Raw genomic sequence first — 20,350 nt, forward strand, 5'->3', positions numbered from 1 at the left:
CGCCCGGCACCCGGCACCCGCTGCCCGGCACCGGGCAACCGGCCGCCGCCCGGCGCGGGGGTGCCGAATGGACCAGCGTGCCGGTCCCCGCGCACCCCTTTCAGGCGAACGGCCTGTGTCCACGCTCCCCTCCCATGATCCGCACCCGGAGACTCGGCACCATGGAGCCGGTCACTGTCGGGGTGGAAGAGGAGTACCTGCTGCTCGACGCGGACACGCTGCCGGTGCCGCTGGCGGAACAGGTGCGCGCGGCCGCGGGTCTGGGACCGACCGTCGAGGAGCATGAGCTGCAGGCGGAGCTGCTGCAGGTGCAGCTGGAGGTCGCGACCCCGGTCTGCGGTGAGCTGGACGAGGTCGGCGGCCACCTTCTGCGGCTGCGGCACGCCCTCGGCGCCGCCGCCGAGGCGCACGGCTGCCGGCTCGCGGCCTGCGGGGCGCCACCGCGCAGGAGCGCGGTCACGGCGCCGGTGACTGAGAAGGCGCGCTACCGGGCGATGCGGGAGCAGGCCCCGCAACTGGTGGCCGAGCAGCTGGTGTGCGGGATGCACGTCCACACGGCCGTGCCGTCCCCGGAGGTCGGGGTGGCCGTCCTGAACCGGCTGAGGGGATGGCTGCCGGTCCTGACCGCCATAGCGGCGAACTCGCCCTTCTGGGACGGGCAGGACACCGGCTTCGCCAGCTGGCGCACCGTCGTCTTCGGGCGCTGGCCGGTGAGCGGCCCTCCTCCCGCGTTCCGGGATCTCGACGATCACCGGCGACGCGTGGCGACGCTGCTGAGCAGCGGCGTCATCTCCGACACGGGACAGCTGTACTGGCAGGCCCGCCTCTCCGAGCGCTTCCCCACGGTCGAGGTGCGCTGCACCGATGTGCAGCTCCGCGCGGACGAAGCCGTCATGTTCGCCGGCATCGTGCGCGCGCTGGTCACCACGGCGGTCCGCGACGACGAGCTGGGCACGCCGGTCCCGGACGTACCGCCCGAGTTGGCACAGGCGGCGAACTGGCAGGCGGCCAGGCACGGCCTGAACGGACATCTGATCGCTCCGACCGGTGAGCGGCGCAGCGCCGGCGACCTCGTCGCCCGCATGATGGAGCACATCACGCCCGCCCTCGACGCGGCCGGTGACACCCGCGAGGTGGCCTCGCTCGTCCACCGACTTCTCCGGGAGGGCACGCCGGCCGATCGGCAGCGTCAGGCGATGGCCGAGGGCGGCCTCACGGCGGTCGTCGACTTCGTCACCGCCGAGACCACGGCACCATGACCGACGTCGGGGTGGGGCGCGGCCGGGCGGGCGTGGCGAAGAGCACGAGGTTGCCGTCGTAGGCCGCCGCCTCGGGGTCGAACGTGCCCGTGCAGGTGACAAGAGCCAGCCGATGGGGTCCGGTCCGCGTGAAAAGGTCGCGGGGGAGGGCCTGTTGGCTGTACGTGCGGCGGGCCGCGATCACGTACCGGTACGTCCTGCCGTTCGCCGCGCGTACCTCCACCGGTGATCCCAGGGGCAGTTCGTGGAGCGTGGCGAACGCGCCGAGGCCCGACCGGCGGGTGTCGACGTGCCCGGCGAGCAGGGTCGTGCCCTCGGCGGCGCCCGCGGGCGCCCCGAGAGCCCACCAGCCGCCCGCGCGCGGGTCGTCGGGGAGGTCCAGGACGCCGTCCCTGCCGGCGCCGACGGGTACGAGGCTCGCGCGCAGGCCGTGCGGGCCGCGCAGCTCGCTCGGCGGCGAGGCGTCGGCCGCGCCGACGGCCCCACGGATGGCGGGGTGCGCCGCGGCCGGTACGACTCCGGCGTCCCCGGCGGTCGTCCGCCGGGCCGGAGCGCCGCCCATGAGCAGCGCTCCGGCCGCGAGCAGCGTGGCGCCGAAGACGACCGCCGTGCCGCCGCCGATCCGCCTCGCCGTGCTCGTACGGGTACGGCCGCGGGTACGGGTACGGGTACGGGTACGGGTACGGGTCAACGGTCCTGGTTCGTCTGGCGTCGGCCACGGATCAGCCACGCGGCGCCGAGGACCGCGAGGAGCCCGCCCCCTGCCAGGCTGGCCATGCCGGCCGCCGTGAGGGTGTCGGTGCCCTCGGCCGCGAGGTGCCCGCCGCTGCCCGCCCGTACGACGCCCGCGTCCTTGGCGGCGTGACAGACACCGCCCCGGACCATGTCCAGGTGCATGGCCACGACAGGGCGCGCGGCCTTCGCCGCGGCCTTGACCTCGGCGTTCTGGCCGGTCTTGAGCTCGGTGTCGATCAGGGCGAGCGTCTTGGTGTGCGCGGCGTCCTGGCTCTTCAGCCACGCCGTGTCGTACGCGGGTGTGCCGGCCTTGGCCCGGACCGCGGCGAGCTCCGCCTCCTGCTCGGCGGTCGGAGTGGCGGGCAGGGCGATGTCCAGCTTCGCCGCCAGCGCCTTCACGTCGGCGTCGAGCTTGCCGTGGTCGCGGACGAGAACCCCGCCCGCCTCCTTCACACAGGCGCTCGTGGCGTGCTTCTGCGCGTCCTGGCCCGCGGCGATCTCGGCCAGGTTCCCCCGGTGCGCGGACCTCACGAACACCGTGTCCTGATCACTGACCGGCGCCGCGGCCGCGTACGGCGCCGTCGACGCGGCTATCGCGATGACCATTGCGGCGACCGTTGTCAGCCGGGTAACCCTCACGACGTGCTCCCTTCCTCTCCGCCGGCCGTCCGGCCGTGCGGAACACCGAGGCGCTCCCATAGCACCTCGAAAGGGATGAATCCCCCACGCCACGCCGGACCCGCGCCGGATGGGCCGCCATTCACCCGGAAGGTGAAGGTCACTCCATGTGACATTTTCGGCGAAATCCGGATGCGGACCGTGAGGACCGCAGCGAAGCCCTTCACGGGCGGTAGGCCGTTCGGCCGCTGCCGGCCGCCGTGACGGGGCAGGTGTTCCCGCTCGGGGAAGACCAAGGAGTGCGAGTGCGAGCACAGGAGTCAGCATGACGACGAACCCCGCGACCGTCGCCCGGTTGCACGGATGGTTCCACGTGGTGACCGGGGTCTGGCCCCTGATCCACCGGCGCAGCTTCGAGCGGATCACCGGTCCAAAGGCCGATGTCTGGCTGCTGCAGACCGTCTCCGGTCTCCTCGTCGTCATCGGCGGGACCCAGATCCGTGCCGCCCGAACCGAAACGGGAACGGCGCTCGCCCGGACCCTGGGCACCGGTGCGGCCGTCACCCTCTTCCTCATCGACGTCTCGTACGCCACACCGGGTCGGATCCGCCGCGTCTACCTCCTCGACGCCGTCTTCCAGGCGCTCTGGCTGACCGCCTGGCAGCGCGCGGAACAGACCACAGAAGGGGCGGCTCCGGAATTCCGGAGCCGCCCCTTCTGATCGGGTGACCTCAGTGCTTGAAGGCGTCCTTGGCCTTCTCCTTGGCATCCCGCGCATCACCCTTGGTCTGCTCGGCCCGGCCCTCGGCCTCAAGACGCTCGTTGCCCGTCGCCCGGCCGGCGGCTTCCTTGAGCTTGCCCTTGGCCTGCTCGCCCTTGGCCGTCATCTTCTGCTCGCTCGACACGGCTGATCACTCCCTGTGCGATGGATCATTGCTGACGTGCTGACACCAGAACGCCTGACCTCGAATCGCCCTCCTAAACCGAAAGAATTGAGCATCCGAAAAACGGGGTCCCCTGTTTCCCGTGACGACGGAACGGAAAACCCGTCAATTCGAGGGAATGGGAGGGGAGGTGCGGGGTACGCGGCAGTCCGGAGGTTGATAGCAATGGTTCCCCTTCTGTTGGTTCTTCTGCTCGCGCTGATTCTCTTCGGTGCCGGTTTCGCGGTGAAGGCGCTCTGGTGGATCGCCGTGATCGTGCTCGTCCTGTGGCTGCTGGGCTTCGTGGCCCGGCCGAAGGGCGGCACAGGCCGGTGGTATCGCTGGTGACCGCCGCCTTGTCGCCGCGTGATCCGCCGACGTGGTCGCCGACGTGAGAACACGGAACGCGGGGTGTTCCCCCTCCCGAGGGGGAACACCCCGCGTTCCGTGGGTGCGTGTACGCGATGTCGTGCGGGCTGCGCGGAGCCGGGGCGGTATGGAATGTGAGAAGTGGGGAAAATTCGTAGGACGAGGCGGGACGGGGGAAGCCCCGTGAGGAAGGAGGGGCGATGACGAATGTGATCGCCAGGGACAGCGGAACGCGACGGCCCGCGCTGTCCGCGCGGGTCGACTTCGAGGGCGGGGTCGGCATGATCGCGGCCTCCCGCGACTTCACCGCGGACTTCCTCACCGCCGCACCGACAGCGAGCCGAGAGCCGCTGAGAGAGGACCGCGTCGATGTCGCCCGCCTGGTGGTCAGTGAGTTGGTGACCAATGTCGTACGACACGCTCCCGGCCCCTGTCGTCTCGAACTCGCCCTGCATCCGGACGTCCTGGAGATCCGCGTCCACGACACGCGACCGGTCCCACCCGTGGCCGGGCCCCGGGACCCGAACAGGATCGGGCAGCACGGCATGGAGATCGTGCTCGCGCTCTGCACCCGCGTCGACGTCGAGGCGACACCTCACGGCAAACGGATACGGGCGAGACTCCCCCTGTCCTGACCGGTGTCCTGACTGGCGACATGAAGGACGCGCGGCGCACGCGCCGCGCGTCCCCGTGAGGGTGAGGGCGTCTCAGGAACGGGCCTTGCGGGTCCGTGAACGGTTCTCCTTGCGGATCGCCTCCAGCAGCTCCGACCTGCTCATACGCGACCGGCCGTCGATCTCCAGCCGCTGAGCCAGGTCGTACAGATGCCGTTTGGTGGCCTGCTCGTCCACTCCCTCGCCGCTCGGAGCCGGCTGCTCCCGGGGCGTCGCGGCGCGCGCGTCCGACGGCCCCTTGCGGCCGTGTTCCTTGCGCTCCCAGTGATCGGCCACCTTCTCGTACTTGTGCTTGAGCGCGCTGAAGGCCACTCGATGCGCGCGTTCGCCCTCGCCGTACTGATCCACGGCGGAGTCGTGGGCCTTGATCCAGGTGCGCTGCGCGTCCTTGGGTGAGCGCTCCAGCGTCGAAGGAAGCTCTTCGCGTCCTGGCATGGTTCACCTCCGATCGGATGTGGGTCCGGTTCCCGGGCCGCTCCCGACGAAACCGGGGCGGCGCAGTGTGGCGATCACCTCGTTGTCGGAGACCTGGGCGAATTCCTCGTACCACTCACCCACCGACCGGAAGGAATCCGGCTGGAAGAGGCAGACGATGTCGTCGGCCTCGCGCCTCATCGTCTCCACCGCGTCGGGGGCGCTGACCGGCACGGCCAGGATCAGGCGGGCCGGGCGGCGGGAGCGCAGGTGGCGCAGGGCGGCACGCGCCGTGACACCGGTGGCGAGCCCGTCGTCGACGAGGATCACCGTCCGGCCCTCGACGTCGGGCGGTGGGCGTCCCCCGCGGTAGAGGTCTTCGCGGCGGTGCAGCTCGGCCCGCTCCCGGGCCACGTCGGAGGCGAGCTCGTCCTCGGCCAGCCCGAGCATCTGCAGGGCACGGCTGTCGAAGACCGGGGGGTCCTCGCCCGCGATCGCCCCGATCCCGAACTCCGGATGGCCCGGCGCGCCGATCTTGCGGGCCACGAGCACGTCGAGCGGCACCCCGAGGGCGCGGGCGACCTCCGCGGCGACGGGCACGCCGCCGCGCGGCAGTGCCAGCACGACCGCGTCGGTGAGGTCGGCGTCGGCCGCCCACGCGAGGAGCCGGCGGGCGAGTTCCTCACCCGCCTGCCGATGGTCGTAGAAGCGCATCAGGGGTCCTCCTTGGCAACGGACGTACGGACCGTACGGACGGACCGATGGGGTTACGGACCCGGGGGCGGCGGCTCCTCGGGGGCTCCCGGCCGCAGGAACCAGTCACGGGCCGCCGCGGCGACCGCCTCCAGGGCTCCGGGCTCCTCGAACAGGTGCGTCGCTCCCGGAACGACGTGCAACCGGTACGGGGCGGTCAGCTGTGCGGCCGCCTCACGGTTCATCTCCAGGACCTGCCTGTCCTCGCCCCCCACGATCAGGAGGACCGGCGCGCGGACCCGGCTCAGCGCGCCGGTGGCCAGATCGGGCCGGCCGCCGCGGGACACGACGGACCGGACAGCCCCCGGCCGATCGGCCGCCGCCACCAGAGCGGCGGCGGCTCCGGTGCTCGCGCCGAAGAGGCCCACGGGAAGCCGCGCCGTGGCCGGCTGTGCGCCGAGCCAGTCGATCGCCGACACCAGCCGCCGTCCGAGCAGTCCGATGTCGAAGCGGTGCTGGGCCGTCACCACGTCCACCTGCTCCTCCGACGCGGTCAGCAGATCCATCAGCAGGGTGCCGAGCCCCGCGTCCTGGAGGGCCGCGGCCACCGCTCTGTTGCGCGGGCTGTGCCGCGAGCTGCCGCTGCCGTGGGCGAAGAGCACCACTTCTCCGGCCTCCGGGGGAAGCACCAGGTCACCGGCGATCGCCGATCCGTCGGCAGGTATGGAAACCGCTTGCGAGGTCACCACCGTCATCCTCTCCTTCCCGGCAAGGCGCGGCGCGCGCGGCACGGGCGCCGGAGCGGGCAGGGCCGAGGCGTCCATCGCAGTGCGGGTATCCCTCAGGCGGCCCGGTATGCACACGAAAACGGCGGGTGGCGGGGGCGGTGACCGGATGCCTCTCGGCATCGGTCACCGCCCACCGCCACCCGCCGGACGTGGTGGACCGTCGGTCGCGATCAGACCTTGATCAGACCTTGATCAGACCTTGATCAGAGCTGGATCAGGGCTTGATCAGACGCTGATCAGACCGTCGGGACCGGGAACGTCGGGTACTCGACACCCGAGACGTGCTGGACCACGCGGATGACCTGGCAGGAGTAGCCGAACTCGTTGTCGTACCACAGGTACAGGATCGCGTTGTCGCCGTCGACCTTGGTCGCGCCGGCGTCGACGATGGACGCGTGGCGCGAGCCGACGAAGTCCATGGAGACGGCGTCGGGGGCGGTGGTGAAGTCGATCTGGCGCTTCAGCGGCGAGTGCAGCGAGACGTCGCGGAGGTGGTCGAGGACCTCCTCGCGGGTGGTCTCGCGGCCCAGGCGCAGGCTGAGGATCGCGATCGAGACGTCCGGGACGGGGACGCGGATCGAGCTGCCGGTGATCGGCGCCTTCAGGTCGGGCAGCGCCTTGGCGACGGCGGAGGCCGCACCGGTCTCCGTGATGACCATGTTGAGCGGCGCGGAGCGGCCGCGGCGGTCGGCCTTGTGGTAGTTGTCCAGCAGGTTCTGGTCGTTGGTGAACGAGTGGACGGTCTCCACGTGGCCGCGCAGCACGCCGTACTCGTCGTCCATGGCCTTCAGCGGCGGGACGATCGCGTTGGTGGTGCAGGAGGCGCAGGACAGGATCTGCTCGTCCGGCTTGATCGTGTCGTGGTTGACACCGTGCACGATGTTCGGGACGTCGCCCTTGCCCGGGGCCGTCAGGACGACCTTGTCGATGCCGGGGCGCAGGTGCTTCGAAAGCCCCTCGCGGTCACGCCACTTGCCCGTGTTGTCGATGAGGATGGCGTCCTTGATGCCGTACGCCGTGTAGTCGACCTCGGACGGGTCGTTCGCGTAGATCACCTTGATGGTGTTGCCGTTGGCGACGATCGTGCTCGTCGCCTCGTCCACGGTGATCGTGCCCTGGAACTGGCCGTGGATCGAGTCGCGGCGCAGCAGGGAGGCGCGCTTGACCAGGTCCGCCTCGCCGCCGCCGCGCACGACGATGGCGCGCAGCCGCAGTCCGTTGCCGGATCCGGCCTTCTCGATGAGGAGGCGGGCGACGAGCCGGCCGATGCGGCCGAAGCCGTAGAGGACGACGTCGCGTCCCTCACGGCGCTCGATCTTGTTGGCGCCCGTGGCGCCGGCGACGGCCTCGGCGGTGAACTCGGCGACGGACAGACCGCGGTCGTCGGTCTTGTACGTCGCGGCGAGCATGCCGATGTCGATCTGGGAGGGGCCGAGATCCAGCGTGGTCAGAGCCTGCAGGAAGGGCAGCGTCTCGGTGACCGACAGCTCTTCACCGGCTATCTGCCGGGCGAATCGGTGGGTCTTGAGGATGCTGACCACCGATTTGTTCACCAGGGAGCGGCTGTGGAGCAGCACGGTGACGTCGCGCTCCCGGTGCAGCTTCCCGACGATCGGGATCATCGACTCCGCGATCTCCTCGCGGGTCTTCCAGTTCGTGAACGAGTCCTCATTGACAGTCACAAGTTTATCTTTCGAGCTAGGCGGCGCTCATATGCTAACCCCACGCCGGAACGGTCCTTCAAAGGGCCTCCGGCATCGCGTCCAGCCCCGCCCGGCGGCGGCGTCGCCGGACCGTGGGTGCGCCGAGCGGGACGTCCGGCGGTGTGACGCTCGTCACGCTCTGCGACGCCAGTGAAAAGAGAACGTGAAGATGACGGACGAAACCTGTGAGGGGACGGGGGCGGCAGGCGGGGGTGAGCGGCTTTTTCTTCGGCCGAATCCGCACACATGGGTCTCGGGTGCTTTGTGGCATCCCTTGAACCCATCGGTAACTTCGTTCGCCGTCCTGGCCGCTGAGGTGCATAGAAGTCCGAATACCGGGAAAACGGCCGGGGCCGACCGCCCGGGGCATCCCGCTCGGAGTTCAGGCGAGGGGGGTATGGTCGAGCCCGTTCGTACCCCTGTACGCCTGTCAAATGTCCACGCCCCCAGGGTGGCAGGGGTGGCGGCGCGCCAAGTGCCGCGCATACCACGTGCTTTGGGGAGATGGGTGTGAGTTCCGAGGAATTCTGAAAGAGGAAGGCAAATAGGGGCACAGTCGGACTTCGCAGTGCGAAGGGCGACGGAAAGACGTTCGAGGCGAGGCAAACCCATGGATGCTCCGACCAGCACGTCGGCCGGCAAGAGCGGCTCCGGCGGCAGCAAGGCGAATGGGGGCTGGTTCGGTCCGAGTCCGAAAGCCGGTCCGAGTGCGAGTCCCGGCTCCGCTCCGAGCCCCGGTCCCAGTGCGCGTCCGAGCCCCGCTTCGGGCGGGAGACCCGGCCGGCCGGGCCAGGAGGACGGCCGAGCGGCGGAGGACCGGATACCCAGCCGCCCCGTGACCCCGATACGCCCGGTGGGCACCGGCGCCGACCGAGGCCGTACGGCACCCCCGTCGCCCCCGGCACCGCCGTCGTCCCCGGCGTCCGCACCCACGGCCGCGCCTGGACCCACGGCCGCGCCCGGACCCACGGCGGCGCCCGCACCCGCGGCGGCGCCCGGACCCGCGCCGGCCCCCACGCCCACGTTCGGGCCCGCACCCGAGGACACCTCCGACGCCGCGCTCATCCGCCGCACCATGGACGAGATCGAGCCCATCGCGGACAAGGTCACCTCGCACTTCTACGCGCTGCTCTTCCTCCAGCACCCCGACCTGCGCGCCCTCTTCCCGGCGGCCATGGACACCCAGCGCGACCGCCTCTTCAAGGCGCTGCTCACCGCCGCCACCCACGTGGACGACCCGGCCACCCTCACCACGTACCTCTCCCACCTCGGGCGCGGACACCGGAAGTACGGCACCCGGCCCGAGCACTATCCGGCCGTCGGCGAATGCCTCCTGGGCGCCCTCGCCCGCTACGCCCCGAAGACCTGGAGTTCTCGGACGCAGGCGGCCTGGGTCGGCGCCTACACCGCGATCTCCCAGATCATGATCGACGCCGCCGCCGAGGACGAGCTGCGCGCGCCCGCCTGGTGGGAGGCGGAGGTGGTCGCCCACGAGATGCGTACCGCCGACATCGCGGTCGTCACCGTACGGCCCGACCAGCCCTACCCCTTCCTCGCCGGCCAGTACGCCGCCCTGGAGACGCCCTGGTGGCCGCGCGTGTGGCGGAACTACTCCTTCGCCTCCGCCTCCCGCTCCGACGGACTGCTCTCCTTCCACGTCAAGGCCGTCCCGGCGGGCTGGGTCTCCAACGCGCTCGTGCACCGGGCCCGCCCGGGGGACGTGATCCGGCTCGGTCCCCCCACCGGTTCCATGACGGTGGACCACAGCACCGACAACGGGCTGCTCTGCCTGGGCGGCGGAACCGGCATCGCCCCCATCAAGGCCCTGGTCGAGGACGTGGCCCGGCACGGCCGCCGCCGGCCCGTCCAGGTCTTCTACGGCGCCCGCCGCGACCACGACCTGTACGACATCGACACCATGCTCCGCATGCAGCAGTCGCACCCCTGGCTCTCGGTGCGCCCGGTCGTCGACGAGGGCCCGGCGGGCGATCTGTGCGGGCAACTTCCCGAGGCCGTCTGCCAGTACGGCCCGTGGCACTCCTACGATGCCTACCTGTCCGGACCCGCGGCCATGATCCGCTGCGGCGTGGACACCCTGAGGGGCATCGGCATCCCCTCCCACCGCATACGGCACGACTCCATCGAAGAACTGGTCGGGGCACGGAATTGAGCACATTCGAACAAGTTGGGCACGAGCCGAAGCGGACGGAGGACCGGCCCATGCCGCCGGTACGCACCACCCGCCCCGGCAGTGACGGCGAACACCTCGTCCAGCAGCGCATGGGCACCACCGAGCGCGCCGACCGGTTCTACGCGGACCAGGTCCTCGACCGGCTCAACCCCCGGATGCGGGAGTTCGTCGCACGGCAGGAGATGTTCTTCCTCGCGACGGCCGACCGGCACGGCGAGTGCGACAACACCTTCCGGGCCGGCCCGCCCGGCTTCCTCCAGGTGCTCGACGACCTCACCCTCGCCTACCCGGAGTACCGGGGCAACGGCGTGCTCGCGAGCCTCGGCAACATCGAGGAGAACCCCCATGTCGGCATCCTGATGGTCGACTTCCTCCGGGACCGCATCGGACTGCATGTCAACGGCCGGGCGCGGGTGGTGCCCGACGACGAGATGCGCCGCGCCCACGCGGGACTGCCGGTGGATCCGGTGCCCGGCCGCCGGGCCCTGCTCTGGGTCGAGGTCACCGTCGAGGAGGCGTACATCCACTGCGCCAAGCACATCCCGCACCTCCAGAGGGTTCCCGTGGGGGAGCGGGGCCGGGCGTGGGGCACGGACGACGTCAAGCGCAAGGGCGGCGACTTCTTCGGCGCCGCGGCCGAAGCGGCCGAGCGGGGCCCGTTCGTCCCCTCGGCGCGCGCGGACGCCGCGGCGTGGCGCGAGGAGGCCGCGAGGGTGCTGGCCAAGGCCGAGGAGCCGGCGGCGGCCGAGGACCAGGCCTTCACCGGCTGGTTCCGCAGAAACGTCCCCGCCTGACCGGCGAGGTGACCACGACGTGACGGCCGCATGACGGCCGGGCATCGGCCGCGGTGCACCGCGGCGGCGAAAATTCACCACGCCGCGGTGCACACGAAAGTCGATTTCCGTGCGCGGACGCCCACGCCGTGCTACAGTCGAGATCAGTTGCAGTTGTGGTTCCCAATAAACTTCAAGTGCCTTCGACGATTCGACATCGTCGGGCACTTTTTTGTTTTCAGTACGGTTTTCCGGACGGGGCAATCATCGCGGCGACGCCGGAATTCACACAGTGTGAATTCTGGGGCACTGCCCCGAAGGAGATTTGACATGGCTACTGGCACCGTGAAGTGGTTCAACGCGGAAAAGGGCTTCGGCTTCATCGAGCAGGAGGGTGGCGGCCCGGACGTGTTCGCCCACTACTCCAACATCGCCACCTCCGGCTTCCGTGAGCTCCAGGAAGGCCAGAAGGTGAACTTCGACGTCACGCAGGGCCAGAAGGGCCCGCAGGCGGAGAACATCGTTCCCGCCTGACGCTGACGCGTCTTGACGCAGCTGGGGCCCTCACCCGTGTGGTGGGGGCCCCGGCTCGTTGCATTTGCCCGGCATTTTCGGAAGGTCCCCATTGAACAGCTCAGCCCGTACGAACAGCACCCGGCGGCGCGGCCCCGCGCCGAGGGACGAATTCGCGACGCCGGTCAGCCACACCCCGGCCCTGCCCCCGGCCGCGAGCTTCGCCGAGCTGGGCCTGCCGTCCACGGTGCTGGAGCTGCTCACCCGCCTCGGCGTCGACCAGCCCTTCCCGATCCAGGCGGCCACCCTGCCGAACGCCCTGGCGGGACGAGACATCCTGGGACGCGGCCGGACCGGATCCGGCAAGACACTCGCCTTTGGGCTCCCGCTGCTCCTGCGCACCGCCGGGCGGCGCGCCGAGGCACGCAAGCCGCTGGCCCTCGTCCTCGTCCCCACCCGCGAACTGGCCCAGCAGGTCACCGACGCGCTCACGCCGTACGCCGGGGCGCTGAAGCTGCGCCTGGCCACCGTGGTCGGCGGGATGTCGATCGGCAGGCAGGCCGCCGCGCTGCGCGACGGGGCCGAGGTCGTGATCGCGACACCGGGCCGGCTCATGGATCTCGTCGAGCGCAAGGACTGCCGCCTGGAGCGGGTGGCCGTCACCGTCCTGGACGAGGCCGACCAGATGGCCGACATGGGCTTCATGCCGCAGGTCACCGCGCTGCTCGACCAGGTGCACCACGAGGGCCAGCGGATGCTGTTCTCCGCCACCCTCGACCGGAACGTCGACCTCCTGGTCGAGCGCTACCTCCACGACCCGGCGGTCCACTCCGTCGACCCCTCGGCCGCCGCCGTCGCCACGATGGACCACCACGTGCTGCAGGTGCACGGCGCCGACAAGTTCGCCACCGCCACGGAGATCGCCGCCCGCGACGGGCGCGTGATCATGTTCCTCGACACCAAGCACGCCGTCGACCGCTTCACCAAGCACCTGCTGGGCAGCGGCGTACGGGCGGCGGCCCTGCACGGCGGCAAGTCACAGCCCCTGCGCACCCGCACCCTGGACCGCTTCAAGTCCGGCGAGGTCACCGTCCTGGTGGCCACCAACGTCGCGGCCCGCGGCATCCACGTCGACGACCTCGACCTCGTCGTCAACGTCGACCCGCCCGCCGACCACAAGGACTACCTGCACCGCGGCGGCCGCACCGCCCGCGCCGGCGAGTCCGGCAGCGTCGTCACCCTGGTCCTGCCCGACCAGCGCCGCGACGTCGTCCGGCTCATGGCGGACGCCGGCATCCACGCCCAGGTCACCCAGGTCCGCTCCGGCGAGGCCGAACTGACCCGGATCACCGGCGCCCGTACCCCCTCCGGTGTTCCCGTCGACGGCAGCGCGCCGACCACCGAACGCCCCCCGCGCGGCGGCGCCCCCTTCCGGGGCATCGGGACCGTCCCCGGCCGGCCCGGACGAGCGAAGAACGAGTCGCGCCGGTCCGCCGAGGCCCGCAAGACGGCCGAGGCCCGCCAGGCCGCCCGGATCCGCCGCGGCGCGTGAGCGCCCCCGCGCTGCGCCGTGGCGCCGCGGGGCTCAGCCGCACCGGTAGGTGAACGCCGCCGAGGCGGTGTGCGGGCTCGGCGAGACGATCACCAGCCGGGCCGTCGCCCGGTGCTCGCCCCGGCCGTGGAAGGTCCAGAGCAGCCGCGGCCGCGCCTGCTCCTGATGGCGGGCCACTCTTTCCCGCAGCAGCCCCGACGAGGTGCCGTCGCTGCGTTCCCAGCGGTACGTCACCGTGCCGGGGCGCCCGTCCGTGTCCACCACGCCCACGACCTCCGCCGTGGCGTCGCAGCCCACCGTCCCTCCCGGGGCGACGACCGCGACCCGGCGGACGGACACCTCGGGGCCGAGGCGCTGCCAGGCGAGGAACGCCAGGACGGCGAGGAGCACCAGACAGGCCAGGGCGTACCGGCGCAGTCGCCGGGGGCGAGGCGGGGGCGGCGTGCCGCCGCCGTGGCCGGGCAGGGTCCCGTGCCAGATCCGGGCCGTCGTGAGCCCGTCGGCGGGGCGGGCGAGCGCGGCCGCCGTCACCCCCGGACCGAAGCGCAGGATCTCGCCCTCCACACGGTCCGGAGCCGCGTCGTGGGCCGGGCGTTCGAACCAGTGGCTGCCGAGGACGGTGGCGCTGTACTCGTCGGGGTCGAATCCGCTCATGAGACCGTGCACCGCCTGGTGAGGATCTGCTGCGTGGAACCGCCGTTCGCGGCCGAGGGGCTCGTGGTCGCCCGCACACCCCAGTAGCACCCCCGGCCCTGGAAGGCGTGGGTGAGCGTGACCGTGTACCGCGTCGCACCGCTCCGCTCATGGCTCTCCGAGCCGTCGGGTGCGCCGAGCTCGCCCTTGGTGTCGCCGGTGAACCAGGTGAGGGACAGGGTCACCGGTCCGGGGCCGTCGGTGACGACCTCGAACGTGGCCTCGGCCTCTCCCGGGCCGGTCTGACGGAGCCCGGTGACCGTCACCTCCTTCACGGCGACGGGCCGGGCACTCGGCGGCGCCGACCCGGGCTCCGTGCGGGGAGGCGGGGAGGGCGGGGGTGGCGGGGGAGTGGTCGGCGTGGTGGTGGTCGGCGCGCTCGACGGTGGACCGCTCGGGGGCGCCGCCGTGGGCGGAGTGGAGGACGGAGCCCAGGACGGGAGAGCCGCCGTCGGTGAGGGAGCCGGAGAGGAAGGAGCCGGGGACGACGGTGCCGGGGACGACGGTGCGGGATCGGTCGGTGCCGGATCGCTCGGCGAGGGGCTCGGGAGCGTACGGGCGGTGGCGAAGGCCTGCGCCGTCGTACGGCCCGGTCCCTCATCGCCCGCCCGCGCGGCGACGGCGGCCAGAACGCCGAGGATCAGCGCCGCCACGGCGGCCGGCCACACCCCCGGCCGGCCTCTCGGAATCCGGGGGCGCGGCGGCGGCACGGTGGTCGTGGCGACCGAGGTCGTCCCCGTGGCCGGCCCGCCCGAGGAGGGGAAGAGCAGCGGCAGAAGGGCGGCGAGCGCGGCGAGCTTCCGCTGACCGCGCTCCTCCCAGTCGGGCCCGTACGCGGCCGTGGCGACGGCTTCCAGCTCCGCGACGAACACCGCCGCGTCCACGGGCCGTTCACGCGGGACCTTCGCCAGACCGCGCCGGATCAGGGGACGCAGCTGTTCGGGCGCGTCCGCGTCCGGCACGGGCGCCTCGATGTGCCGCAGCGCCAGCTCGGCGAGGTTCTCGCCCACGAACGGCTTACGGCCGGTCAGACACTCGAAGAACGTCGCCGTCGCCGCGTAGACGTCCGCGGCCGGCGAGGCGGGCTCGCCGTTCCACTGCTCCGGAGCCATGTACGCGGGAGTGCCGGCGACCCCGGGCGTGCTGCCGTGGTCCGTGGCGATCCCGAAGTCCACGAGCTTGGACGAGCCGTCGGCCGCGACCAGGACGTTCTCGGGTTTGTAGTCGCGGTGCACCACGCCCGCCCGGTGCGCGGCGGCCAGCCCGAGCAGCGACCCCTTGAGGACGACAAGGGCCGCTTCGGGGCCGGTGGCTCCCTCCCGGGACAGCAGCGCCCGCAGGGCGACCCCGTCGACCAGCTCCATGACGATCGCGGCGCCCCGAGGGGCCTCCACGTACTCGTAGAACCGCACGACATGGGGCGTGTCCAGGCCGCCGAGCAGCCGGGCCTCCGCGCGGAAACCCCGCACGAAGGCGGCGTCGGCCCGCATGCGCTCGGCGAGGTACTTCACCGCCACCGGCACGCCGGTCGCGTCATGGACGGAGAGGACGACGCGCCCGCTGCCACCCGAACCCAACTCCCGGTACTCGGTGTACCCGGGGACCGTCCACGCGTCCATCCCGCCCCCTCGGTGGCGGCCGCGCCCCCGCGCCCGCCGTGCGATGGTTCACTCGCCTTCCTCAGAGGGGACAGATTCCGGCCACGACCGGTTCCCGACCGCTCGGAAGACGCGGCCGCCAGAGCCATGGACGGAGGGAGTCAGCCGAGGAGCCGGCCCCAGGTGCGGGCGTCGGCGACACCGTCGGCCGGCAGCCCCCGGGAGTTCTGGAAGGCGGTCACCGCGCTCCGGGTGCCGGAGCCGAACATGCCGTCCACCGCGGTGGCCGCGCCCTTCGACGCCAGGAGCGTCTGGACGGCCCTCACCGTCGCGCCGCTCTCGCCCCGCTCGACGGGCACCACCAGCTGGTGCCAGACCTGATGTGCGGCCACCCCGTCGACGGTCGCGTGCCGGCCGGTCTGGACGTCCCGTACGGCCGTCTCGGTGTCCGCCCCGAACGAGCCGTCGACCGTGAGGGATCTGCCGTTCCCCACCAGCAGATGCTGGAGGGCGCGGACCCGGGAGCCCGAGTCACCGCGGCGGACGACCGGCCACGTGGGCGCGGTCGGATCGCCGCCGACCACGGCGGCGACGTCCCGGCGCAGCCGCGGCAGCAGGGCGTACAGCCGGTCGCCGGGACAGTCGGTGGCGTTGAAGTCGCGGTGACCGTAGATCTGGTAGGGGCGGAGCCCGTACCGCCGGCAGATGTGGGCGCACAGGTCGACCAGCGCGGCGTACTGGACGTGGCGGGGCTCGGTGGACGTGTAGTCGCCCTCGTTCTCGATGCCGACGGCCACGGAGTTCTGCCCGTGGCAGTGCGCCGACTCGACCTGCCGGCTGCCTTCCCGGAGGGCGGCCAGACTCTGGTGGCGGCCCTCCAGGATGTGGGCGCCGCGACTGATGGTGAAGTGCTGGCCGGTGTCGGCCCAGCCACGCCGGTCCATGTGGTCGCGCTGCATGCCGCGGGCCAGCGAACGGGCCCGCGCCGCCGAGTAGTCGCTCGTGTTCGGTGTGGCCGTGTGATGCACGATGATCTTCTGCGGCGGCGTGCTCAGCACCGTGACGGGGCTGCTCGGCGGGCGCGCGTCCCAGGCGGCGCAGTCGGCGATCACCGGGCCCGCCGCGCCGGCCGCCCGCGCGGGGGCCGCCGCGCCGAGCGGGATCAGGACACCGGCGGTGAGGGCGAACGCCCCGGTGAGAACCGAGCGGCGGCCCGGCGCGGCAGGGTGGGGATCGGTGAACGGCACGAGCGCTCCTTCTGCTGACGACGGGGAAGGCCGGGGCGGCGGGTCCGCGTTCGCTACGGCCGCGGCCCCACCCCGACGACGCTAGGCGCCGCTGACGGCGACTCAGCAGATCCGGCGCCCCGGGGCGGGCCGTGTCGCGGGCCCTGTCGCGTCCCGGGGCGGGCCGGGGCGCACCCGGGCGCCTCGGGGCGTGATCCGTGTCGCGCGACGACGCCGGGCATGGACTTCTCGTGCGAGTCCATGGACTCTTCGCCTCGCGGGCGCGGGCGTGGTGGACCGACCGTGGGCCGCCCCCTACGGTGAACCCGGCCGTGGGGACGTCCGCTCTCTCCCGCGTTCACGTCCTCTACCGCGCCCCCACGCGTCGACGACACGCCCCCGTCCTCCCACCGACTGATCTTGGGCTCGCTCACCACACCGTCCCCCGGAATCCATCAGAGGTGCTCAGACACATGACCGAACTCAATCGGCGCCGGTTCCTCCAGATCGCCGGTGCCACCGCCGGCTTCGCCGCTCTCCAGAGCAGCATCGCGCGGGCCGCCGCCATCCCCGCCGCCCGCACCACCGGGAGCCTCGCCGACGTCGAGCACATCGTCGTGCTGATGCAGGAGAACCGCTCCTTCGACCACTACTTCGGCAAACTGAACGGTGTCCGGGGGTTCGGCGATCCCCGCCCGGTCACCCTGCCGAGCGGCAAGCCGGTGTGGTACCAGCGCGACGGCGGCAAGGAGGTCCTGCCGTACCACCCGACCGCCGAGGACCTCGGCATGCAGTTCATCGCGGGCCTCAACCACGACTGGGCCGGCGGCCACAAGGCCTTCAACAACGGCAAGTACGACCAGTGGATCCCCGCGAAGTCGGCCGGCACGATGGCGTACCTGACCCGCGAGGACATCCCGTTCCACTACGCGCTCGCCGACGCGTTCACCGTCTGCGACGCGTACCACTGCTCCTTCATCGGGGCCACCGACCCCAACCGGTACTACATGTGGACCGGTTACACCGGCAACGACCGCACCGGCGGCGGGCCGGTCCTCGGCAACGAGGAGCTGGGGTACGGCTGGACGACGTACCCCGAGCGTCTGGAACAGGCCGGGATCTCCTGGAAGATCTACCAGGACATCGGCGACGGCCTGGACGCGGCAGGCCACTGGGGCTGGATCGACGACGCCTACCGGGGCAACTACGGGGACAACTCCCTCCTCTACTTCAACTCCTACCGCAACGCCCAGCCCGGCAGTCCGCTGTACGACAAGGCCCGCACCGGCACGAACGTCAAGAACGGCGACGGGCTCTTCGACGTCCTGCGGGCCGACGCCGCCGCCGGCCGGCTGCCGCGGATCTCCTGGATCACCGCGCCCGAGGCGTTCTCCGAGCACCCCAACTGGCCCGCGAACTACGGCGCCTGGTACATCGCGCAGGTCCTCGACGCGCTGACCTCCAACCCCGAGGTGTGGAGCAGGACCGCGCTGTTCATCACGTACGACGAGAACGACGGCTACTTCGACCACGTCGTCCCGCCCTACCCGCCGGCCTCGGCCGCCCAGGGCCTCTCGACCGTCGACACCACCCTCGACCACTTCCCGGGCGACTCGCGGTACGCCGCCGGCCACTACGGCCTCGGCCAGCGCGTCCCGATGCTCGTCGTCTCCCCCTGGAGCAAGGGCGGTTACGTCTGCTCCGAGGTCTTCGACCACACCTCGATCATCCGGTTCATGGAGCGCCGCTTCGGAGTCACCGAACCACACATATCCCCCTGGCGCCGGGCCATCTGCGGCGACCTGACCTCGGCCTTCGACTTCGGCCTCGAGGACACCGCGCCGGCGGCCCTGCCGGACACCGCGGGCTACCGGCCGCCGGACGGCGACCGTCACCCCAGCTACGTGCCGAAGCCGCCCGCCAAGCCGGTCCTGCCCGCCCAGGAGCCCGGCGCTCGCCCGACCAGGGCGCTGCCCTACGAGCTGTACGTGGACGGCGCCTCCACCCCCTCGACCGGCCGCTACACCCTCACCTTCGGCGCCGGCGCCAAGGCCGGCGCCTTCTTCCATGTCACCGCCCTCGGCCGCACCGACGGCCCGTGGACCTACACGGCGGGCCCCGGCAAGAGCCTCGCCGACACGTGGAACACCGCGTACTCCGCCGGGGTCTACGACCTGACGGTGACCGGCCCCAACGGCTTCCTGCGCGCCTTCAAGGGGCCGGGCAAGACCGCGGGACCGGAGGTGACGGCACGCCATGACACCGTCAGCGGCAACCTGGTGCTGACCATGACCAACCCGGGCGCGGTCGATGTCCACCTCAAGGTCACCCGGGCCGCCGCCTACGGGGGTGGCACACAGACCTTCAAGGTGGTCAGGGGCGCCACGGTGACGCACACCATGGATCTGCGCGGGAGCCGGCGCTGGTACGACGTGTCGGTCGTCTCCGACGCGAACGCCACGTTCCTGCGGCGCTTCGCCGGCCATGTCGAGACCGGCGCGCCGGGCGTCAGCGACCCGGGCATCGTCACGGCCTGAGACACGGCCTGAGACACGGCCTGAGACACGGCCTGAGACACGGCCTGAGACACGGCCTGAGGCACGGCCTGAGACACGGCCCGAGGCAGTGGCCCGAGGCGCGGGCTGAGCCGCGGAGCCGGTCCCGGGCCGGCCCCGGTGGAGCGCGGTGCGGACCGGCGGTCAGACGGGGAGGACCTCCACCCCGGCGTCCGTGAGCCGCCGCACCGTCTCCGCCGGGATCGCCGCGTCCGTCACCAGGACGTCCACGCGGTCGAGCCCGCAGATCCTGGCGAAGGCGCGCCGGCCCAGCTTGGAGGAGTCCGTGACCACGACGACCCGGCTGGCGCGCTCGGCGAGGAGCCGGCTGATGCCCGCCTCGTCCTCGTGGTGCGCCATGATCCCCAGCTCGGGGTCGATGCCGTCGACACCGAGGACGACGACGTCGAGCACGACCTCGTTCAGTACGCCGGCCGCCAGCGGGCCCACCAGTTCGTACGTCTGCGGGCGGGCCACGCCCCCCGAGACCACGATCTTGATCTGGGGCCGTACCGCCAGCTCGCCGGCGATGTTCAGCGCGTTGGTGACCACTGTCAGAGCGGGGGAGCGCGGGGACGCGGGGGACTCGGGCCCGCCGCCGCCGGCGAAGCGGAGCGCCAGCGACCGGGCCACCTCCGTCGTCGTCGTACCGCCGTTGAGCCCCACCACCTCGCCCTCGTGGACCAGTTCGGCGACGGCCGCCGCGATGCGCTGCTTCTCGGAGGCGTGCCGGGAGGACTTGTAGCGGAGCGGAAGTTCGTACGAGACGCCCTGCGGGACGGCCCCGCCGCGCGTGCGGAGGAGGAGGCGCTGCTCGGCGAGCTCGTCCAGGTCCCGGCGGATCGTCGCGGGGGAGACGCCGAGGGTGGCCGCGGCCTCCTCGACCTCCAGCCTGCCGGTGGCCGCGAGCAGTTCGAGGAGCGTGTTCCACCGCTCGTGCTTGGACATGAGCGGGATCCTATCGCCGACGCGAGGGGGACTTCCCTGGACCGGAGGCCTCGGGTGATGGATACTTCGCAGCATCGGATGCTCGAAGTTGCTTGAAACTGCCCCTCCAGGAGCAGGAGTGAGCA

Annotated in this window: 20 protein-coding genes; 9 read left to right on the plus strand and 11 right to left on the minus strand. The window is 72.1% G+C overall.

Features of this window, described 5'->3' with window-relative positions; genetic code table 11:
* Window positions 1–161 precede the first annotated feature (161 nt).
* Window positions 162–1,259: a glutamate--cysteine ligase gene (locus ACF06X_RS12980; protein WP_392287302.1), complete on the plus strand. Its 1,098-nt coding sequence runs from the start codon at window positions 162–164 to the stop codon at window positions 1,257–1,259.
* Here the strand turns inward: ACF06X_RS12980 and ACF06X_RS12985 are convergent.
* Together ACF06X_RS12985 and ACF06X_RS12990 are read right to left on the minus strand one after the other, a co-directional pair.
* The gene (locus tag ACF06X_RS12985) at window positions 1,234–1,950 is read right to left on the minus strand and encodes a class F sortase (protein WP_392287303.1); all 717 of its coding nucleotides are present in this window, start codon (window positions 1,948–1,950) and stop codon (window positions 1,234–1,236) included. The two genes, ACF06X_RS12980 and ACF06X_RS12985, sit on opposite strands and share 26 nt — an antisense overlap.
* Window positions 1,947–2,600 carry a DUF4142 domain-containing protein gene (locus ACF06X_RS12990; RefSeq protein ID WP_392287304.1) on the minus strand — a complete coding sequence of 218 codons (654 nt, stop codon included), beginning with the start codon at window positions 2,598–2,600 and terminating at the stop codon, window positions 1,947–1,949. The genes ACF06X_RS12985 and ACF06X_RS12990 overlap by 4 nt, the downstream gene beginning before the upstream one ends.
* 337 nt (window positions 2,601–2,937) lie before the next feature.
* Here ACF06X_RS12990 and ACF06X_RS12995 point away from each other — a divergent pair, with 337 nt between their 5' ends.
* On the plus strand, window positions 2,938–3,333 hold the full coding sequence (locus tag ACF06X_RS12995) for a hypothetical protein (protein ID WP_392287305.1): 396 nt from the start codon (window positions 2,938–2,940) through the stop codon (window positions 3,331–3,333).
* 10 nt (window positions 3,334–3,343) lie between these two features.
* On the opposite strand, the gene ACF06X_RS13000 is transcribed toward ACF06X_RS12995, so the two are convergent.
* Window positions 3,344–3,517 carry a CsbD family protein gene (locus ACF06X_RS13000; RefSeq protein WP_392287306.1) on the minus strand — a complete coding sequence of 58 codons (174 nt, stop codon included), beginning with the start codon at window positions 3,515–3,517 and terminating at the stop codon, window positions 3,344–3,346.
* Between the two features lie 204 nt (window positions 3,518–3,721).
* On the opposite strand from ACF06X_RS13000, the gene ACF06X_RS13005 reads away from it, so the two are divergent.
* Window positions 3,722–3,883 carry a DUF5670 family protein gene (locus tag ACF06X_RS13005; RefSeq protein ID WP_158984609.1) on the plus strand — a complete coding sequence of 54 codons (162 nt, stop codon included), beginning with the start codon at window positions 3,722–3,724 and terminating at the stop codon, window positions 3,881–3,883.
* A gap of 221 nt (window positions 3,884–4,104) precedes the next feature.
* On the plus strand, window positions 4,105–4,539 hold the full coding sequence (locus ACF06X_RS13010; protein WP_392287307.1) for an ATP-binding protein: 435 nt from the start codon (window positions 4,105–4,107) through the stop codon (window positions 4,537–4,539).
* Between the two features lie 72 nt (window positions 4,540–4,611).
* Here the strand turns inward: ACF06X_RS13010 and ACF06X_RS13015 are convergent, their stop codons facing one another.
* The 4 genes from ACF06X_RS13015 to ACF06X_RS13030 all read right to left on the minus strand — a co-directional run bounded on the left by ACF06X_RS13015 (window position 4,612) and on the right by ACF06X_RS13030 (window position 8,155).
* Window positions 4,612–5,013 carry a ChaB family protein gene (locus tag ACF06X_RS13015; RefSeq protein ID WP_392287308.1) on the minus strand — a complete coding sequence of 134 codons (402 nt, stop codon included), beginning with the start codon at window positions 5,011–5,013 and terminating at the stop codon, window positions 4,612–4,614.
* 3 nt (window positions 5,014–5,016) lie between these two features.
* Window positions 5,017–5,706 carry a phosphoribosyltransferase gene (locus tag ACF06X_RS13020; protein ID WP_392287309.1) on the minus strand — a complete coding sequence of 230 codons (690 nt, stop codon included), beginning with the start codon at window positions 5,704–5,706 and terminating at the stop codon, window positions 5,017–5,019.
* A gap of 53 nt (window positions 5,707–5,759) precedes the next feature.
* Complete coding sequence (locus ACF06X_RS13025) at window positions 5,760–6,431, minus strand: dienelactone hydrolase family protein (protein WP_392287695.1); 672 nt, start codon at window positions 6,429–6,431, stop codon at window positions 5,760–5,762.
* 278 nt (window positions 6,432–6,709) lie between these two features.
* A complete protein-coding gene (locus tag ACF06X_RS13030; RefSeq protein WP_392287310.1) occupies window positions 6,710–8,155 on the minus strand; it encodes a glyceraldehyde-3-phosphate dehydrogenase in 1,446 nt (481 codons plus the stop codon).
* 631 nt (window positions 8,156–8,786) lie between these two features.
* Between ACF06X_RS13030 and ACF06X_RS13035 the strand changes: the two genes are divergently transcribed.
* From ACF06X_RS13035 to ACF06X_RS13050, 4 genes are all read left to right on the plus strand, one after another.
* The gene (locus tag ACF06X_RS13035; RefSeq protein ID WP_392287311.1) at window positions 8,787–10,346 is read left to right on the plus strand and encodes a globin domain-containing protein; all 1,560 of its coding nucleotides are present in this window, start codon (window positions 8,787–8,789) and stop codon (window positions 10,344–10,346) included.
* A gap of 50 nt (window positions 10,347–10,396) precedes the next feature.
* Entirely contained in the window at window positions 10,397–11,161 is a 765-nt protein-coding gene (locus ACF06X_RS13040) for a pyridoxamine 5'-phosphate oxidase family protein (RefSeq protein ID WP_392287312.1), read from the plus strand.
* Window positions 11,162–11,470: 309 nt separating this feature from the next.
* Entirely contained in the window at window positions 11,471–11,674 is a 204-nt protein-coding gene (locus tag ACF06X_RS13045; RefSeq protein ID WP_142215547.1) for a cold-shock protein, read from the plus strand.
* 91 nt (window positions 11,675–11,765) lie between these two features.
* A complete protein-coding gene (locus ACF06X_RS13050; protein ID WP_392287313.1) occupies window positions 11,766–13,205 on the plus strand; it encodes a DEAD/DEAH box helicase in 1,440 nt (479 codons plus the stop codon).
* Between the two features lie 33 nt (window positions 13,206–13,238).
* Here ACF06X_RS13050 and ACF06X_RS13055 read toward each other — a convergent pair whose 3' ends face one another.
* The 3 genes from ACF06X_RS13055 to ACF06X_RS13065 form a co-directional block, all read right to left on the minus strand.
* Window positions 13,239–13,859 (minus strand): hypothetical protein, encoded by a 621-nt coding sequence (locus tag ACF06X_RS13055; RefSeq protein WP_392287314.1) that lies wholly within the window; start codon window positions 13,857–13,859, stop codon window positions 13,239–13,241.
* The gene (locus ACF06X_RS13060; RefSeq protein ID WP_392287315.1) at window positions 13,856–15,517 is read right to left on the minus strand and encodes a serine/threonine-protein kinase; all 1,662 of its coding nucleotides are present in this window, start codon (window positions 15,515–15,517) and stop codon (window positions 13,856–13,858) included. Before ACF06X_RS13060 ends, ACF06X_RS13055 begins: the two co-directional genes overlap by 4 nt.
* 140 nt (window positions 15,518–15,657) lie before the next feature.
* Window positions 15,658–16,743, minus strand: coding sequence for an N-acetylmuramoyl-L-alanine amidase (locus ACF06X_RS13065; RefSeq protein WP_392287316.1), 1,086 nt, complete (start codon window positions 16,741–16,743; stop codon window positions 15,658–15,660).
* A gap of 452 nt (window positions 16,744–17,195) precedes the next feature.
* Here ACF06X_RS13065 and ACF06X_RS13070 point away from each other — a divergent pair, with 452 nt between their 5' ends.
* Window positions 17,196–19,259 carry a phosphocholine-specific phospholipase C gene (locus ACF06X_RS13070; protein WP_392287317.1) on the plus strand — a complete coding sequence of 688 codons (2,064 nt, stop codon included), beginning with the start codon at window positions 17,196–17,198 and terminating at the stop codon, window positions 19,257–19,259.
* A 162-nt stretch (window positions 19,260–19,421) separates the two neighbouring features.
* Here the strand turns inward: ACF06X_RS13070 and ACF06X_RS13075 are convergent, their stop codons facing one another.
* Complete coding sequence (locus ACF06X_RS13075) at window positions 19,422–20,225, minus strand: DeoR/GlpR family DNA-binding transcription regulator (protein WP_392287318.1); 804 nt, start codon at window positions 20,223–20,225, stop codon at window positions 19,422–19,424.
* Window positions 20,226–20,350: the final 125 nt, after the last annotated feature.

Source organism: Streptomyces sp. NPDC015346, from assembly GCF_043078785.1.
In the GTDB taxonomy this organism is placed as follows: domain Bacteria; phylum Actinomycetota; class Actinomycetes; order Streptomycetales; family Streptomycetaceae; genus Streptomyces.

What these genes read in the sequence shown, in the direction of transcription:
- ACF06X_RS12980 (WP_392287302.1), top strand. Translation starts at nt 162, where the DNA reads ATGGAGCCGGTCACTGTCGGGGTGGAAGAGGAGTACCTGCTGCTCGAC.
- ACF06X_RS12990 (WP_392287304.1), bottom strand. Translation starts at nt 2,600, where the DNA reads ATGGTCATCGCGATAGCCGCGTCGACGGCGCCGTACGCGGCCGCGGCG.
- ACF06X_RS12995 (WP_392287305.1), top strand. Translation starts at nt 2,938, where the DNA reads ATGACGACGAACCCCGCGACCGTCGCCCGGTTGCACGGATGGTTCCAC.
- ACF06X_RS13005 (WP_158984609.1), top strand. Translation starts at nt 3,722, where the DNA reads ATGGTTCCCCTTCTGTTGGTTCTTCTGCTCGCGCTGATTCTCTTCGGT.
- ACF06X_RS13010 (WP_392287307.1), top strand. Translation starts at nt 4,105, where the DNA reads ATGACGAATGTGATCGCCAGGGACAGCGGAACGCGACGGCCCGCGCTG.
- ACF06X_RS13015 (WP_392287308.1), bottom strand. Translation starts at nt 5,013, where the DNA reads ATGCCAGGACGCGAAGAGCTTCCTTCGACGCTGGAGCGCTCACCCAAG.
- ACF06X_RS13020 (WP_392287309.1), bottom strand. Translation starts at nt 5,706, where the DNA reads ATGCGCTTCTACGACCATCGGCAGGCGGGTGAGGAACTCGCCCGCCGG.
- ACF06X_RS13035 (WP_392287311.1), top strand. Translation starts at nt 8,787, where the DNA reads ATGGATGCTCCGACCAGCACGTCGGCCGGCAAGAGCGGCTCCGGCGGC.
- ACF06X_RS13040 (WP_392287312.1), top strand. Translation starts at nt 10,397, where the DNA reads ATGCCGCCGGTACGCACCACCCGCCCCGGCAGTGACGGCGAACACCTC.
- ACF06X_RS13045 (WP_142215547.1), top strand. Translation starts at nt 11,471, where the DNA reads ATGGCTACTGGCACCGTGAAGTGGTTCAACGCGGAAAAGGGCTTCGGC.
- ACF06X_RS13055 (WP_392287314.1), bottom strand. Translation starts at nt 13,859, where the DNA reads ATGAGCGGATTCGACCCCGACGAGTACAGCGCCACCGTCCTCGGCAGC.
- ACF06X_RS13060 (WP_392287315.1), bottom strand. Translation starts at nt 15,517, where the DNA reads ATGGACGCGTGGACGGTCCCCGGGTACACCGAGTACCGGGAGTTGGGT.
- ACF06X_RS13070 (WP_392287317.1), top strand. Translation starts at nt 17,196, where the DNA reads ATGACCGAACTCAATCGGCGCCGGTTCCTCCAGATCGCCGGTGCCACC.
- ACF06X_RS13075 (WP_392287318.1), bottom strand. Translation starts at nt 20,225, where the DNA reads ATGTCCAAGCACGAGCGGTGGAACACGCTCCTCGAACTGCTCGCGGCC.